Annotated in this window: 14 protein-coding genes; 11 read left to right on the forward strand and 3 right to left on the reverse strand. The window is 72.2% G+C overall.

Going from position 1 to position 14,837, the window contains the following annotated elements; translation table 11 throughout:
- Positions 1 to 181: 181 nt before the first annotated feature.
- The gene (locus HDA32_RS29580) at positions 182 to 1,816 is read left to right on the forward strand and encodes a BCCT family transporter (protein WP_179646266.1); all 1,635 of its coding nucleotides are present in this window, start codon (positions 182 to 184) and stop codon (positions 1,814 to 1,816) included.
- A 119-nt stretch (positions 1,817 to 1,935) separates the two neighbouring features.
- Here the strand turns inward: HDA32_RS29580 and HDA32_RS29585 are convergent, their stop codons facing one another.
- Positions 1,936 to 2,499 carry a DUF3558 family protein gene (locus tag HDA32_RS29585; protein ID WP_179646267.1) on the reverse strand — a complete coding sequence of 188 codons (564 nt, stop codon included), beginning with the start codon at positions 2,497 to 2,499 and terminating at the stop codon, positions 1,936 to 1,938.
- A 110-nt stretch (positions 2,500 to 2,609) separates the two neighbouring features.
- On the opposite strand from HDA32_RS29585, the gene HDA32_RS29590 reads away from it, so the two are divergent.
- Positions 2,610 to 3,020, forward strand: a complete 411-nt coding sequence (locus HDA32_RS29590) for a hypothetical protein (protein WP_179646268.1) — start codon at positions 2,610 to 2,612, stop codon at positions 3,018 to 3,020.
- Positions 3,021 to 3,095: 75 nt separating this feature from the next.
- Here HDA32_RS29590 and HDA32_RS29595 read toward each other — a convergent pair whose 3' ends face one another.
- Entirely contained in the window at positions 3,096 to 3,836 is a 741-nt protein-coding gene (locus HDA32_RS29595) for a GntR family transcriptional regulator (protein ID WP_246334539.1), read from the reverse strand.
- A 372-nt stretch (positions 3,837 to 4,208) separates the two neighbouring features.
- Here HDA32_RS29595 and HDA32_RS29600 point away from each other — a divergent pair, with 372 nt between their 5' ends.
- Both HDA32_RS29600 and HDA32_RS29605 read left to right on the forward strand, forming a co-directional pair.
- On the forward strand, positions 4,209 to 4,601 hold the full coding sequence (locus HDA32_RS29600; RefSeq protein WP_179646270.1) for a hypothetical protein: 393 nt from the start codon (positions 4,209 to 4,211) through the stop codon (positions 4,599 to 4,601).
- Complete coding sequence (locus HDA32_RS29605; RefSeq protein ID WP_179646271.1) at positions 4,598 to 5,080, forward strand: hypothetical protein; 483 nt, start codon at positions 4,598 to 4,600, stop codon at positions 5,078 to 5,080. The genes HDA32_RS29600 and HDA32_RS29605 overlap by 4 nt, the downstream gene beginning before the upstream one ends.
- Before the next feature lie 205 nt (positions 5,081 to 5,285).
- Here the strand turns inward: HDA32_RS29605 and HDA32_RS31245 are convergent, their stop codons facing one another.
- Positions 5,286 to 5,471: a hypothetical protein gene (locus HDA32_RS31245; RefSeq protein WP_179646272.1), complete on the reverse strand. Its 186-nt coding sequence runs from the start codon at positions 5,469 to 5,471 to the stop codon at positions 5,286 to 5,288.
- 23 nt (positions 5,472 to 5,494) lie between these two features.
- On the opposite strand from HDA32_RS31245, the gene HDA32_RS29615 reads away from it, so the two are divergent.
- The 7 genes from HDA32_RS29615 (at position 5,495) to HDA32_RS29645 (ending at position 14,821) form a co-directional block, all read left to right on the forward strand.
- Positions 5,495 to 6,331, forward strand: coding sequence for a pentapeptide repeat-containing protein (locus HDA32_RS29615; RefSeq protein ID WP_179646273.1), 837 nt, complete (start codon positions 5,495 to 5,497; stop codon positions 6,329 to 6,331).
- Positions 6,332 to 6,897: 566 nt separating this feature from the next.
- Positions 6,898 to 8,499 carry an ABC transporter substrate-binding protein gene (locus HDA32_RS29620; protein WP_179646274.1) on the forward strand — a complete coding sequence of 534 codons (1,602 nt, stop codon included), beginning with the start codon at positions 6,898 to 6,900 and terminating at the stop codon, positions 8,497 to 8,499.
- Complete coding sequence (locus tag HDA32_RS29625) at positions 8,496 to 9,455, forward strand: ABC transporter permease (protein WP_179646275.1); 960 nt, start codon at positions 8,496 to 8,498, stop codon at positions 9,453 to 9,455. The genes HDA32_RS29620 and HDA32_RS29625 overlap by 4 nt, the downstream gene beginning before the upstream one ends.
- The gene (locus tag HDA32_RS29630) at positions 9,452 to 10,333 is read left to right on the forward strand and encodes an ABC transporter permease (protein WP_246334540.1); all 882 of its coding nucleotides are present in this window, start codon (positions 9,452 to 9,454) and stop codon (positions 10,331 to 10,333) included. Before HDA32_RS29625 ends, HDA32_RS29630 begins: the two co-directional genes overlap by 4 nt.
- The gene (locus HDA32_RS29635) at positions 10,333 to 12,144 is read left to right on the forward strand and encodes a dipeptide ABC transporter ATP-binding protein (protein ID WP_179646276.1); all 1,812 of its coding nucleotides are present in this window, start codon (positions 10,333 to 10,335) and stop codon (positions 12,142 to 12,144) included. The genes HDA32_RS29630 and HDA32_RS29635 overlap by 1 nt, the downstream gene beginning before the upstream one ends.
- On the forward strand, positions 12,141 to 14,165 hold the full coding sequence (locus HDA32_RS29640; RefSeq protein WP_179646277.1) for a CocE/NonD family hydrolase: 2,025 nt from the start codon (positions 12,141 to 12,143) through the stop codon (positions 14,163 to 14,165). Before HDA32_RS29635 ends, HDA32_RS29640 begins: the two co-directional genes overlap by 4 nt.
- Positions 14,162 to 14,821, forward strand: coding sequence for a TetR/AcrR family transcriptional regulator (locus HDA32_RS29645; RefSeq protein WP_179646278.1), 660 nt, complete (start codon positions 14,162 to 14,164; stop codon positions 14,819 to 14,821). Before HDA32_RS29640 ends, HDA32_RS29645 begins: the two co-directional genes overlap by 4 nt.
- Positions 14,822 to 14,837 lie beyond the last annotated feature (16 nt).

Here is a 14,837-nt window from a genome sequence, read left to right on the forward strand (position 1 = left end):
CGCTGGTAGATTGGATGGCTGATAACGGGCCGATGGCCACCGCACGTCACCGGGGACCTTCAACGCGGTTCCTCGGAGTCCAGGCCCGTCGACCGGCGCGGTCCGCCGCATCCGACCGCGCGCCCGGCTTCCCTCACCCCCGCGTTTCTCCTCGCACGGCGTAGTGGGCCGTGCTTTTTCCATGTGCGCCGACCTTCCCGGTCCGTGCCTTCACGAGTGCCCTCCGGAGGTCAGCATCGTGCAACCGCAGACGGGTCCCCCGTTAACGAACCGGCTGAATCGGCTGGGCCCGGTGTTCTGGCTCTCCGTGGCGCTGTCGGCCCTGTTCGTGCTGTGGGGCGTTCTCTCCCCCGGCTCGCAGACGACCGCCATGAGCACGGCCATGAACTGGATCACCGCGAAGTTCGGCTGGGTCTACCTGACCGTCCCGCTGCTCCTGCTCGTGTTCCTCGTGTTCCTCGCGTTCAGCCGCTACGGCCGGATACGGCTGGGCTCGGACACCGACCGCCCCGAGTTCACGACGCACACGTGGATCGCGATGATCCTGTGCGCGGTCATGGGGATCGGCCTGGTCTCCTACGGCGTCGCTGAACCGATCTCCCACTTCACGACGCCACCGCACGGCCTCGCCGAGCCGGGCGGCGACGACGCCGCGGTGCTCGCGCTGCAGTACTCCTTCTACGACTGGGGACTGCACGCCTGGGCCGTCTTCGCCGTGTTCGGCCTGGCCATCGGCTACTCGACGCACCGGAAGGGGCGGCCGGGGCTGATCAGCTCCCTGTTCACCCCGCTGCTCGGCCGCCGGGTCCACGGCCCGGCGGGCAAGGCGATCGACGTCTTCACCGTGTTCGCGACGCTGTTCGGCACCACCACGTCGCTGGGGCTGGGCGCGATGCAGATCGACAGCGGCCTGGCCGGGGTGACCGGGTCGGCGTCCGGTTCCACCGTCCAGATCGCGATCATCATCGTCACGACCCTGCTGTTCACCGCGTCGGCGGTGTCGGGGCTGCACCGGGGCATCCGCTTCCTCAGCGAGACCAGCCTCTCCCTGGCCGTGGTCCTGTTCGTCTTCGTCGCCGCCGCCGGGTCCACCGTGCTCCTCGCCAGCCTGTTCCTCGAGTCGGTGGGCACCTACATCAGCGACTTCGTGCGCATGAGCACGCGCGGAGCGGCCTTCGGCGACCTCGGCTGGATGCAGTCCTGGACGTACTTCATGATGGCCTGGTGGGTCGCGTGGGGCGCGTTCGTCGGCGTCTTCCTCGCCCGGATCTCCAGGGGCCGGACCATCCGCGAGTTCATCGGCGTGGTGCTGCTCGTCCCCAGCCTGGCCTTCTTCGCCTGGTTCACCGTGTTCGGCGGTTCGGCGATCGTCACCGACCTGCACCAAGGGGGCGCCATCGGCGCGGCGGCCGCCGCGGACCTCAATGACGCCTTCCCCGCTCTGCTCGCCACACTGCCCCTGCCGGAGGTGACGACGGCGCTGCTGGTGCTGATCGCCGCGATGTTCTTCGTCTCCGGGGCCGACGCCAACACGTTCGTGCTCGGCATGCTCACCTCCGACGGCGATCAGCGCCCCCGCCGCCGCGTGCTGGTCATCTGGGGGGCGATGACGGGCCTGCTGGCGATCATCCTGCTGCTCTCCGGCGGGCTGGCAGCCCTGCAGCAGATGGTCATCGTCTCCTCCGCGCCGTTCCTGATCGTGCTCGCCGGTCTCCTGGCCGCCTTCTGGAAGGACCTGCGCTCCGATCCCGCGGTCCGCGCCCCGAAGAAGGAGAAGGAAGAGGAGCCCGTGCCCGTACCCGCAGGTCGGGAATGACCCATCAGGCGCACCTCCGCCGATCTCGAAGTCGTGCACGTTATTTCGGCGGTTTCAGGGTGCACAACTTCAAGATCGGCGATGACGGAACCGGCCACCCGACCGTTTTGGCGACGGGGCTAGGAGATCCGGCGGAGCTTGAGGATGACCAGCTCGGTGAACGAGGTGGCGATTCCGCACGTGTCCTCCGGGGCATCGGTTTCGACCCGGCTGACCAAGGTGCTGAACGAGTCGTCGGGGCCGAGTGCAATGTTCTGGTAGCAGGACTCCTCGTCGGCGGTCTGGACCGCGGAGTAGCCGGCGATCTCGATCTGCCGGGCGTCCGGATCACCCGTTTTGTTCTTCCGTGCCTCGTCCGAGGGATACGGAATGAAGCCGAGCTGGATATCGGTCGAGGTCACCCAGTAACACGACGTGGCGGGCCCTTCGGACAGGTCGATCTCGCGGGGGGCGTAGACGATCCCGAAGTCGGCGAGTTCCTGCTCGTCGAGCAGTTGGCACGGGAACCCCGCATACCTGGACAGGCCGGGGGCGAGTTCGGTCGGATCCGGTGACGGCGAGGCCGAGGGTGACGGCGAGGGCGAGGAAGAGGGCTGGGCCGAGGAGCATCCGGCCAGCACGACCAGCATGGAGGACAGGATCGCCACCAGGTTGAAGCGCCGTCCCGTCTGGTTGGGGGGCATAGGCGGGAGCCTACTCCTCAGAACGGCGAAAAGCCCTCGATCCGGCTGTTTCGGGCTCGGCGCACCTTTCCTCTGTCAACGGGACATCGGGGTCGGCGATGCTTGTCCCCATGCCGAAACGGATCGACGGCCGCTTCCGGTCGGTGACCACGGCCGTCCTGCTGGAGCTGGAGTTCGACGCCCGGGACAGCGGGCTGAATCAGCGCCTGGACCCCGATTGGCTGGCGGCTCGGATCGCGCCGGACGGGCGCCACCACCTGCTCCCTGCGCTGGAGCACGTCTTGGCGCACCGGCCCGAGATCTCGCCACAGGTGCGCTGTGAGCTGTTGCTGCACATGGGCGACGGCGCTCGCGCCCTGTCGCTGCTCGACGTGCGCCCGGCCCTCTTCGACCGCCTTCCCCCGGTGGTGGACCCCGCCGCGCACCGGGACCTCGCCGAGGCCCTGCGCCGCGCCCGCCCGGTCCGGGAGTGGCGAAAGCCGACCGACCCAGGACGACCGCCGTTCTTGGCAGAGGAATAGCATGGCCGTGGGAAACGTCATCAGGACGTCGAAACGGCCCCCGGAGACACTCCGGGGGCCGTTTCGTGTTCGGGATCAGAACTGGTCGGAGCCTGCCACCTGCCCGATCGGGAAGACGTGCCGCGATGCCGCACAGATGGTCTCCAAAGCGTGGATCGGTACGTCATCGGTGCTCACGCTCACCCGCAGCACCTGCACGACCCATTCGCCCGGCACGTCGAGCAGGTCGGCCTCGTAGGGCGTCGGCGGACGTGCGGTGAGCGTCTCGGTCGCGTGGCCGAACGCGTGGCCCAGGTCCTCGATGGCGGCCTGCAGCGTCGGCAGCACGAACCCTTCGCCGTCCAGGCGGGTGTTCTCCCCGACGTCGAGGCGGAAGTACGACGTCGAGATCCGGACCGGCACGTCATTGGCCCAGAACATCTTCCGGCGTGCGATGACGTCCTCACCGGGTTCGACGCGCAGTCCTGCGGCGACGTGCTCGTTCGCCGGTTCGCGCCCCACGTACAGCATCTTCCGTTCGGGCTTGAGCCCCTGCCGCTCGGCCTCGGTCAGATAGAGCGACTTGGATCCGCGCACGGTCGGCGGTGTCGGCAGCGCGCGCTCGACGAGCACCCGCGGCCGCGGGCCGACGGGGCCGGTCGGAGCCTGGTGCTCCGACCGGTCGGCGCCGGCCTTCTTCATCTGACTCACGCGGCCCGGTGTCACACCGAGGTGCCGGGCGATGTCCTCCTGCAGGAGTCCGCTCTCCTGCGCCTCGACGATGGCGCCCCTGCGGATACGGGACAGCTCGACGCTCTGCCCCTGCAAGGTGGCCATGGCCGCAGACGCGGCCCGGGCTCTCTCCAGCGGATCCGATAGGGCGGCTATGTCGTGCAGCGTCCTTGCGTCCAAGGCGATCCCTCGTTATCGATTGCTTTGCCCAAACTTTAGACCCCCTATTGCGCGCGCGGAAAAGGCGGGTTACTGTCGTCACGCACGGTGTTTAGGCCCCCTAAAGTCGAGGCTTGTGGGGGGTGCCCAAGCTGGCAGAGCGATTGGCGGTCACATGGCTAGTTTGCCCCAGCCTCCCGAACACCGCGCTTCGGACCACCGCGCGGTCAGCGGCTTGGCGGTCACCGATCGCGCGGTGCCCGAGACCTCCTGATGACGTTCGCCGGACCTCCCATCCGGCCCGATCCGAGGAGTCCCATGCGATTCCCACTGCTCCTGCTGCCGTGGCTGCTGCTCCTGCCGGTCACGCTCACCGTCCACCGGCCCGGTCGGCACGCCCGGGGCGTCCGGTCCGCCGCTCCGGCGTCCCCTTCCTCGGCGAAGGCGCGGCCCCGGCCCTACGTCCCGGCGCCCGTCCCGCGGATTCCGGACTACGCCGGGTTCGCCGCCGTGGCCGAGCGGCACGCCTCCCGCTGGGAGGTGACCTTCGCCGGTGATCCGCTGCCCTACCGCGCCCGCCACCGGGCCGACGGCCACCGGGTTGCCTGCGACGACCTGGAGGTCTTCGGGCTCGTGCTCGCAACCGGGGCGCGTCCGTCAGTGGTGCGGCCCTACGCCGCCGCCCGGGTCCGGACGGAGGCGGCGCGGTGAACCCCGTCCGCGTCGCCCGGGGCGTGTGGATCCACCCCGGCCCCGGCGAGGCCGCCGAGACGCGCGGCGGCGAACCGGTGCACCACCTCGTCACCACCTCCGAGACGCCCGGTCGGGGGTTCCTGCTCGGCCGCGTCGGCCGCCGCAGCGCAGCGGAGTCCGCGAGCGGCCGCCCGCGCTGGTACGGCGCGGTTCCCGGCCGGACCGGACCCGACCACGCCACGATGCGCGACGCGGCGGGCTGGGTCGCCGACGACGGCACGCTGGAGCGGCTGAACCGCGAGTACCCGAACTGGCGCGTCTGGCGCTCCCGCGACGACCGGGGCCGGTCGGCCGCCTGGGTCGCCACCAACCGGACGCCGGGCTCGCCGTGGGCGCCGACGCTGCACGGCGACGACGCGGGGCTGCTGGAGGCCCAGCTCCAGGACCCGCCGCCCGCCTACGGGCGGCCGTTGGCGCCGCTCAAGCCCGGCGAGTAGGGGCCGCCGCGCGGCCGGACCGCCCACCGGTCGCGCGGTGCCGCCCGGCAACGTGTCCGTGCGGGTCTTGGAGGGGCGTGGCCGGGGGTGTGGGTGATGCGGCGGTCGGGATGCGGCTTTGTGCGTGCCGCCGACGCTGCGCGCACTGCGACAGCCGACCCCCTGTGCGAACGCGATCGTCGAACATCGGTCGCGGACGCCGGGGTCAGGCGTCGGCGCCGTGCGGCGAGCCGGGGACGCCGGGCTCGTCGGTCCGGTCGGCCTCGCCGACGCCGCTGTCGGCCAGCCACTCCTCCCACGGGCGCACCCGGACCCGTCCGGGGCCGTTCGGCACCGCCCGATCGGCGAGAATGGAGGCCCGTCCCGGAGCGCGGCGGGAAGTCGTGCTCACCCTGCGGCAGGAGACCACCCACGTTGTCCCGGAAGCACCAGACCCCCTCCACCGGCGGAGGCGGGCTCGATCTGCAAGCCGACTGCGCGAACTGCTTCGGGCTGTGCTGCGTCGCCCTGCCCTTCGCCGCCTCGGCCGATTTCGCGGTCGACAAGGACGCCGGGCAGCCGTGTTCGAACCTGCAGGCCGACTTCGGTTGCGGCATCCACGCGCACCTCCGCGAGCGGGGCTTTCCCGGCTGCGCCGTCTTCGACTGCTTCGGCGCGGGGCAGAAGGTCTCCCAGGTCACCTTCGGCGGGCGGGACTGGCGGCGGGCGCCCGACACCGCAGGGCCGATGTTCCAGGTGTTTCCCGTCATGCGGCAGCTCCACGAGCTGCTCTGGTACCTGAGCGAAGCCCTGGAGCTGCCGCGGGCCCGCCCCGTCCACGGCGACCTCCGCCGCGCGCTGGACGACGTCGACCGCCTCACCCGCGGCAGCGCCGAAGCACTCGCGGAGCTGGACGTGGCGGCGCTGCGGCACGACGTCAACGCCCTGCTGCTGCGCACCAGCGAACTGGTGCGGGCGGGCGTCCCTGGCCGCGGGAAGAAGAACCGCAGGGGAGCCGACCTCATCGGGGCCCGGCTCAGGGGCGCCGACCTGCGGGGCGCCAACCTCCGCGGGGCCTACCTCATCGCGGCCGACCTCAGCGGCGCCGACCTGAGGGAAGCCGACCTGATCGGGGTGGACTTCCGTGACGCCGACCTGAGCGGCGCCGATCTGACCGGGAGCATCTTCCTCACCCAGTCCCAGCTCAACGCGGCCAAGGGCGACGCGGCCACCGGACTGCCCCCGACCCTCACCCGCCCCGCGCACTGGTAGCCCCCCGCGCATGATGGATGCCGGAACGAGTGGCGCCCCGAAACCTACTGAGGTTTTCCTGGTCGCGTGGGGGTGGTGGTCGGCGGCCGAGGTGTGCTGTGCGGCCGTGTGGTCGGCCGGGTGACGGGTTCCGTCCAAGGCCGCCCGCCGCCCGGACACTCCGGCCGTCGACCACACCACCCGACTTCCGCAGACCTCGGCAGGGACTCCGGCCCCGCGCGATTCAGCGGTCCACCGGTCTGATCTGAGCCCGTTGTGACCCGATTCACGAATTCCGTGCCGTCCGACCCCGGGAGCGGCCGGTGGCACCGCGGGCGCGCCCCGCTGCCGTGGCCCTGTTTATGGCGTTCTGACCTGGGATGACGACGCCGATACGGGAGGCTCCGGACCGCCGTCGGCGCGTCGGCGGCGGAGGCCGCCCGCGGGCCGCCCCGAAGCGGGATTCCCCTGATCCGCCACTTGAAAGACGTTCACGCACCTCACTATCGTTCCGTCGTCGAACTCAATCGTTCATCTGAACGATTAACTGCACCGACCGCTCGAAGCCACGCGAGTGAGGGAGACGCATGTCGGATACGAGGGGTCAGGGACCCGGGCACGCGGGGCCGCCGCGGCGATCAGTCCTGCTCGGCGGCCTCGGAGCGCTGGGCGCGGCCTTCCTGGCCACGGGCTGCTCCCAGCAGGGCGGCGCCGCGACCGCGATCTCCTCCACCGCGGCCACGGGAACGCCGGCCCCCGGCGGGCTGCTGCGGATCGCCCGGCCGCCCGCCTCCCAGGCCGAGACCCTCGACCCGGCGAGCTCCCTGTCGGCCTACGAGTACCTGGGCGCCCTCTACAGCCGCCTGGTCCGCGTCGGTCCCGACGGCGAAGTCGCCCCGGATCTGGCCACCGAATGGGACTCCTCCCCCGACGGCACGACATGGACGTTCCGGCTGCGCGAGGACGTGACCTTCCACGACGGGCGGCCGTTCTCCTCCGCCGACGCCGCCTACACCGTGCGCAGACTGGTGGATCCCGAGGTCGCCTCACCCCAGGCGGGCGTCCTGGGACCCCTGCTGGACCCCGGCAGCGTCGAAGCGCCCGATGAGCGCACGCTCGTCATCGAGCTGTCGTCCCCCAACTTCGAGTTCCCCAGCCTTCTCACCGGCTACAACTGCTACGTCATCCCCGAGGGCAGCGGCGGCTCCATCGGCCGCGGCGGCGTGGGGACCGGTCCGTTCCGCCTGGAGTCGTTCGCCCCGGCCGGCCGCGGCCGGCTGACGGCCTTCCCCGAGCACTGGGAGGGCCGCCCCGTCCTCGACGCCATCGAGTTCTATTCGGTGGCCGACGTCCAGGCGCGCACCAACGCCCTGCTCGCCGGCCAGGTGGACCTGCTCTCCCAGACCAACCTCGACTTCGCCACCGCACGCGTCATCAGCGCCTCCTCCCGCGCCACCATCGCCAGGTCCACCAACGCCCAGTGGTACGTGCTGCCGATGCTGTGTACGCAGGAGCCGTTCACCGATCCCAGGGTGCGCCAGGCGATGAAGCTCGCCTACGACCCCACGGCCGTGCTCAAGACGGCCCTGCAGGGCACCGGCGTGGAAGGGCACGACAATCCGGTTCCCCCGAACGACCCTTCCTGGACCGACTACAGCGTCGACCGCGACCCCGAGAGGGCGCGCGCCCTGCTCAAGGAGGCCGGTCGCGAGGATCTCAGGATCGACCTGCACACCTCCAGCTACGACCCCGTGTTCACCCCGATGGCACTGGCCTACAAGGAGTCCGCCGCCGAAGCCGGTATCACCGTCGACGTGCGGACGGCCTCGGCCGATTCCTACTACACCCGGATCTGGATGAAGAAGCCGCTGTGCGCGACGTACTGGTACACGGGCAGGCCGGTGGACCAGATGCTCAACCAGATCTTCCGCAGCGGGTCGAGCTACAACGAGACCGCCTGGTCCGACGAGGGGTTCGACGCGCTGCTGGACGACGCGCGGCGGACCCGGGACACCGGCCGACGCCGCACCCTCTACCAGGACGCCCAACGCCACATCGTGGACAACGGCGGCGCGATGACGCCGATGTTCGCCGACCGCCTGGTCGGGATCTCCCGCGACGTCCTCAACTACCGGGAGACCGGTTTCGAATTCGACTACCTCAACATCGGATTGCGGGCGCAGTCATGATCGCCTTCATCGGCCGTCGGCTGCTGTCGGCGACCACCACCATCGCCCTCTCCGCCGTCCTCGTCTTCCTCGCCGTCCAGGCCCTGCCCGGTGACGTCGCCACCCAGGTCCTCGGCCAGGACGCCACCCCCGAGGCGGTCGCCGCTCTGCGCGCCCAACTCGATCTCGACCAGCCCGCCGCACAGCGCTTCCTGGCCTGGGTGGGCAACGCCCTGCAGGGCGACTTCGGCACGTCGCTGACCTCCGGCGAGTCGGTGTCGGCCCAAGTGGGGCTGCACCTGCGCAACACGCTGCTCATCGCCGTGGTCACCGTGTTCACCGCGATCACCGCCTCCATCGTTCTGGGGGTCGTGGCCGGCCTGTACCGCGACCGCTGGCCCGACCTGCTCATCTCCGGGGTGAGCCTGATCGGCATGAGCGTGCCCGAGTTCGTCGTCGCCACGCTGCTGGTGCTCCTGCTGTCCATCACCGTTCCGGTCCTGCCCGCGGTGGTCCTCGACGAGGCCGGCGCGCCCATGACCGACCTGCTCCCCGCCGTCTGGCTGCCCGCGATGGCGCTGGCGGTGGTGATGACCGCCTACATCGTCCGCATGGCGCGCACGAGCGTCATCGACGTCATGGCCGGCGAGTTCGTCACGACCGCGCGGCTGAAGGGGCTCGGCACCTGGCGGATCGTCACGCGCCACGCGCTGCCCAGCGCCCTCCTGCCCACCCTGAACGTCATCGCGATGAACATCGCCTGGCTCGTCAGCGGGGTCGTCGTGGTGGAGAACGTCTTCAACTACCCCGGGATCGGACAGTTGATGCTGGAGGCCGTCTACAGCCGCGACCTGCCGGTGCTCCAGGCGATCGCGGTGCTGAGCGCGCTGATCTACGTCGTGTGCAACCTCGCGGCCGACCTGGGCGCGATGGCGCTCAACCCGAGGCTGCGCACCCGGGAAAGGAGCACGTCTTGACCACGCCGAAGGAGACCGGGCCGCATCGGTCCGGGGCGATGCGGCGGACCCTGCGCGCGGCGCGCTCCTCGCGCTCGGCGACGGCCGGCCTGGCCCTGATCGCGCTGCACCTGCTGGTCGCGCTGCTGGCCCCGCTGCTCACCCCCTACTCGCCGGTCCACAACGACGCCTCCGCCGCCCTGCTCGGCCCCGGCTGGGAGCACTGGGCCGGCACCGACCAGTACGGGCGCGACGTGCTGTCCCGGACGCTGCACGGCGGACGGTACGCGCTCACCGTCTCCTTCGCCGCGACGGTCTGCGCCGTCGGCCTGGGCACGGTGCTCGGGTGCGTGGTCGCGCTGCGCGGGGGTCGGCTGGACGGCGTCGTGATGCGCCTGCTCGACGCGGTGCTGGCCATCCCGCCGATCCTCGCGCTGCTGGTCGTGGTGTCGGTGCTGGGGGCCGGCGCGGCGGTGATCGTGCTCGCGGTGACCGTCATCTACGCCCCGCAGGTCACCCGCGTGGTGCGGGCGGCGGCGCAGGGAGTCGTCCCCGCCGACTACGTCACCGCCGCGCGGGCGCGGGGCGAGCGCACCCGGTCGATCCTCCTGCGCGAGGTGCTGCCCAACATCGCCGACGTGGTGTGCGTGGAGTTCGCCATGCGGACCTCCTGGGTCGTGCTGCTCATCAGCTCGCTGTCGTTCCTGGGGTTCGGCGCGAACCCGCCCAGCCCGGACTGGGGGCTGATGGTGTCGGAGAACCGCACGGCGATCACCGTGGCGCCGATGGCGACGCTGGCCCCCATCGCCGCCCTGGCCACACTGGTGATCGGTCTGAATCTGGCCGCCGACGGGCTCGCCAAGGCCTGGGGCGTCGACCGCGTGAAGGAGGTGGCCTGATGGCCGCGAACGGCGACGCGTCCCCCGCGGTCTCGGTGCGGGAGCTGTCGGTGGCCTACCGCTCCGGCGGTTCGGACGTGCCGGTCGCCCAGGAGGTCTCCTTCGAGGTCGCCTCCAGAGGCACCCTGGCGATCGTCGGGGAGTCCGGCAGCGGCAAGACGACCGTGGCGGGCACCCTCCTGGGGCATCTGCGGCACGGGTCGCGGGTCACGGGAGGAAGCGTGCGGGTGGCCGGGCGCGACGTCTTCGCGCTGAACCGCGGGGAACTGCGCGGGCTGCGCGGCCGGACGGTGGCCATGGTCGGTCAGAACGCCGGGCACGCGCTCACGCCGTCCATGCGCGTGGGGCGCCAGATCGCCGAGGCCCTGCGCGGCCGGGACCGCGCGCGCAGGCGTTCCGCCGTGATCGACCTGCTCGCGCAGGTGCGGCTCCCCGACCCCGCCGTCATCGCCGAGCGCTACCCCCACCAGCTCTCCGGCGGCCAGCAGCAGCGCGTGGCCATCGCCATGGCGATCGCGGCGCGGCCCCGGGTGCTGGTGCTGGACGAGCCGACCACCGGCCTGGACGTCATCACCCAGAAGGGCGTCCTGGAGCTGCTGCGGACGCTGAGCAGTGAACTCGCTCTGGCGACCGTCCTGGTCAGCCACGACCTCGGGGTGGTCGCGCGGATGGCCGACCACGTCCTGGTGATGCGTGAGGGCCGCGTCGTGGACGCGGCCGACGCCGGGACCCTGTTCGCCTCGCCCTCGCACCCCTACACGCGGCGGCTGCTCGCCAGCGTTCCCCGCATCGGCGACGGCGGCCTGGTGGAGGTCGCCCAGGACGGGTCCCGGACGATCCGGTCCCGTCCGCCCAGGGACGAGGCGCCTGCCGTGGTCAGCCTCGACGACGTGCGCATCGGCTACGGCGGCGGCCGCGGACGCCGGGACCGCTCCGCGGCGCGGCCGGCCGTGGACGGCGTCACGCTGGAGCTGCGCCGAGGTGAGGCGCTCGCCCTGGTCGGGGAGTCCGGCAGCGGGAAGTCGACGTTGGCGTGGTCGCTGGCGGGCCTGCACGCGCCGATGTCGGGCGGCATGCGCTGCCACGGTGCGGCATCGGGGGATCTCTCCGCGCCGGCGCGCAGGCGTCCGCTGCCCCTGCGGCGCCGCGTCCAACTGGTGTTCCAGAACGCCGACACCTCGCTCAACCCGCGCCGTGCGGTCCGCGAGGCGGTGCGGCGGCCGTTGCGCTTCTTCGGCGGCGCGCGGCGGGACGACATCGACGAGCGGACCCGGGCCCTGATCAGGGACGTGGAGCTCGATCCGGACCTGGCCGACCGGCTGCCCGCGCAGCTGTCGGGAGGCCAGCGCCAGCGCATCGGCATCGCGCGGGCGCTGGCCGGGGGACCCGACGTGGTGATCGCCGACGAGATCACCACCGCGTTGGACGTGTCGGTGCAGGCCGCGGTGCTGCGCCTCCTCGACGACCTGCGGCGCGAGCGCGACCTGGCGTTCCTGTTCATCAGCCACGACCTGGCCGTGGTGCGGGGGATCGCCGACCGCGTCGCCGTGCTGCGCCACGGCCGGATCGTGGAGGAGGGCCCCACCGAGGCGGTGTTCGCGGGGCCGAACCACCCCTACACGCGGCGGCTGCTGGACGCCGTACTGGAGCCGGACCCCGCGGCGGCGCGCCCCGGACGCGCCGACCCGGGCCCGGCGAAGGACGCGTGCGGTGTCGCCGATCCCGGCGCCGCCGGCGACGACGACTGGATCGACCGCGGAGGCGGCCACCGCATCCGGCGGTGGGACACGGAAAGCGAGGGAGAAGGGTGAGGTACCGGGAGGAGTTCGACCGGGAGGTGCGCGTCGAGGAGACGTGGATACCGGTGCGGGACGGGACACGGCTGCACGCGCGGATCTGGCGGCCGGTCGACGCCGACCGCGACCCCGTCCCCGCGCTGCTGGAATACCTGCCCTACCGCAAGGGCGACTGGACCGCCCCGCGCGACTCCCAGCGGCACGCCTGGTACGCCGGCCACGGCTACGCATCGGTGCGGGTGGACATCCGCGGCAGCGGCGACTCCGAAGGGGTGATGCACGACGAGTACGCCCCCCAGGAGCTCGACGACGCCGTTGCGGTGATCGAATGGCTGGCGGCGCGGGACTGGTGCACCGGCGGGGTCGGCATGTTCGGCATCTCCTGGGGAGGGTTCAACTCCCTGCAGGTCGCGGCGCTGCGGCCGGAACCGCTCAAGGCGATCGTGACCGTCTGCTCGACCGACGACCGCTACGACAACGACGTGCACTACACCGGTGGCGCCGTGCTCGGCATCGACATGGCCGCCTGGTCGGGGACCATGCTGGCCTTCACCGCGCGCCCACCGGACCCTCGGGTCACCGGGGAGGACTGGCTGCCGATGTGGCGCAAACGGCTGGGGGAGATCGAGCCGTTCCTGCACACCTGGCTGGCCCACCAGGAGCGTGACGACTACTGGCGGCACGGCAGCGTCTGCGAGGACTACGACTCGATCCGGGCCGCGGTCCTGGCGGTCGGCGGCTGGGCCGACCCCTACCGCGACACCGTGCTGCGCCTGGTGGAACACCTGCCCGGCCCCGTGCGCGGCCTCATCGGGCCGTGGGCGCACCAGTACCCCGACATCGAGCGGCCCCCCGGCCCCGCCATCGGCTTCCTGCAGGAGACGCTGCGCTGGTGGGACCACTGGCTGAAGGACGCCGACAACGGGGCGATGGACGTCCCGCTACTGCGCTCCTACATCCAGGAGCCCGTACCGCCGCGCACCCACTACGCCGAGCGCCCCGGGCGCTGGGTCGGCGACGACGCCTGGCCCGCGCGGTCGGTGACGTGGCGCGACCGCGCGCTCGACGGCGCACTGCGGCCGCACGCCGCCGCCGACGACGGCACGGTCACCGTGGCGAGCCCGCAGCACACCGGCGTCGACGCCGGGCGCTTCTTCCCGTTCGGCAACGCCACCGACCTGCCTCCCGACCAGCGCGAGGACGACGGCCGGTCCGCCTGCTTCGACTCCGCGCCCCTGGAGGAGCGGGTGGAGGTCCTCGGGCGGCCCCGCGTCCGGCTGCGGATGGACTGCGACGTGCCGCGCGCCAACGTGGTCGTGCGCCTGTGCGACGTGGCCCCCGACGGCGCCTCCACCCTGGTCGCGCGCGGTGTGCTCAACCTCGCGGGCAGGAACGGCCGGGACCGCCGCGAGCCGTGGGAGCCCGGCCGCCCCGAGGAGGTGGCGGTCGAGCTGTCCGGCACCGGCTACGCCTTCCCGCCGGGGCACCGGATCCGCGTGGCGGTCTCCACCGCCTACTGGCCGTGGGTCTGGCCGCACGGAGAACCCGCGCGCCTGACCCTGTGGGCCGCGCGGAGTGCGCTCGCGCTTCCCGAACGCGATCCCGCCGCCGACGCCGGCCGCGCCCCCGTCGTCTTCGAAGCCCCCGAGCAGGCCCGGCCGATCCCCGTGACCGTGGCCGAAGGCGAACGCCGCCCGGAGAGGAGGGTGAGCCACGACGTGGAGAGGGGAGAGTGGACCCTGGAGGTCGACCCCAACTACGGCGGCTCCCGCACCTTTCCCGACGGGCTGGAGTACACCGAGCAGGCCCTGGAGACCTACCGGATCCGCAGCGGCGACCCCTTGAGCGCCGTGGCAGACTCGCAGTGGCACATCCGGTTGCGGCGGGAGGGGTGGGAGACGTCCGTGCGGACGAGGACCGAACTGCGGGCCACCGCGGACGCCTTCATCGTCCGCAGCGACCTGACCGCCTGCTCCGGCGACGAGGTGGTCGCGCAGCGGGAGTGGGAGCGCGAGATCCCCAGGACCGCCGGATGAGCGAGGAGAGCCCCAAGAGCGCGGGAACGCGGGCGCGCCGGCCCAGGCGGGCCGTCGCCCCGGAGTCGCGCACCCGCCAGCCCACCGAGGTCCGGCGGCGCCTGGTGCTGGAGGCGGCGCTCCCACTGATCGCGGCCAAGGGCGTCAACGACGTCGGGGTGCGCGACATCGCCTCGGCCGCCGGGGTGTCGGTGGGGACGGTGACCTACCACTTCAGCGGGGTCCGCGAGATCCTCTCCGAGGCCATGGTGCTGGAGATCGAGCGCTACTACGCCCCGCTGACCTCCGCCATGCGCGAGACGCCGAGCCCGGCGGACGGACTGCGCATGCTCATCGACGCGCTGTTCACCGAGGACACCGAGCGCCACTGGCGGCTGTGGTTCGACTACTGGGCCGCGGGCAACCGGGACGAGGAGTTCGCCCGGCGGCAGTCGGAACGCTACCTCGACTGGTCGGAGGAGCTCCGGTCGCTCATCATGCGGGGACGCGACGCCGGAGAGTTCGAGTGCGACGACGCCGACGAGACGGCGGTGCGGTTCGTCGCCCTGGTGGACGGCCTGGCCCTGCGCTGGATACGCGGGGCCCCGCCGCTGAACGCCGAGGCCGCCCGATGCCATCTGCACCGCTTCCTCGCCAGCGAACTGCGGCCCCGGTGACGGCGTCCCCGCGCCC

Origin of the sequence: Spinactinospora alkalitolerans (genome assembly GCF_013408795.1) — a bacterium.
Taxonomy (GTDB): Bacteria; Actinomycetota; Actinomycetes; order Streptosporangiales; family Streptosporangiaceae; genus Spinactinospora; species Spinactinospora alkalitolerans.

Coding starts and splice junctions, on each gene's coding strand:
- HDA32_RS29580 (WP_179646266.1), top strand. CDS start 182: ATGTGCGCCGACCTTCCCGGTCCGTGCCTTCACGAGTGCCCTCCGGAG.
- HDA32_RS29585 (WP_179646267.1), bottom strand. CDS start 2,499: ATGCCCCCCAACCAGACGGGACGGCGCTTCAACCTGGTGGCGATCCTG.
- HDA32_RS29590 (WP_179646268.1), top strand. CDS start 2,610: ATGCCGAAACGGATCGACGGCCGCTTCCGGTCGGTGACCACGGCCGTC.
- HDA32_RS29595 (WP_246334539.1), bottom strand. CDS start 3,836: ATGGCCACCTTGCAGGGGCAGAGCGTCGAGCTGTCCCGTATCCGCAGG.
- HDA32_RS29600 (WP_179646270.1), top strand. CDS start 4,209: ATGCGATTCCCACTGCTCCTGCTGCCGTGGCTGCTGCTCCTGCCGGTC.
- HDA32_RS29620 (WP_179646274.1), top strand. CDS start 6,898: ATGTCGGATACGAGGGGTCAGGGACCCGGGCACGCGGGGCCGCCGCGG.
- HDA32_RS29625 (WP_179646275.1), top strand. CDS start 8,496: ATGATCGCCTTCATCGGCCGTCGGCTGCTGTCGGCGACCACCACCATC.
- HDA32_RS29635 (WP_179646276.1), top strand. CDS start 10,333: ATGGCCGCGAACGGCGACGCGTCCCCCGCGGTCTCGGTGCGGGAGCTG.
- HDA32_RS29645 (WP_179646278.1), top strand. CDS start 14,162: ATGAGCGAGGAGAGCCCCAAGAGCGCGGGAACGCGGGCGCGCCGGCCC.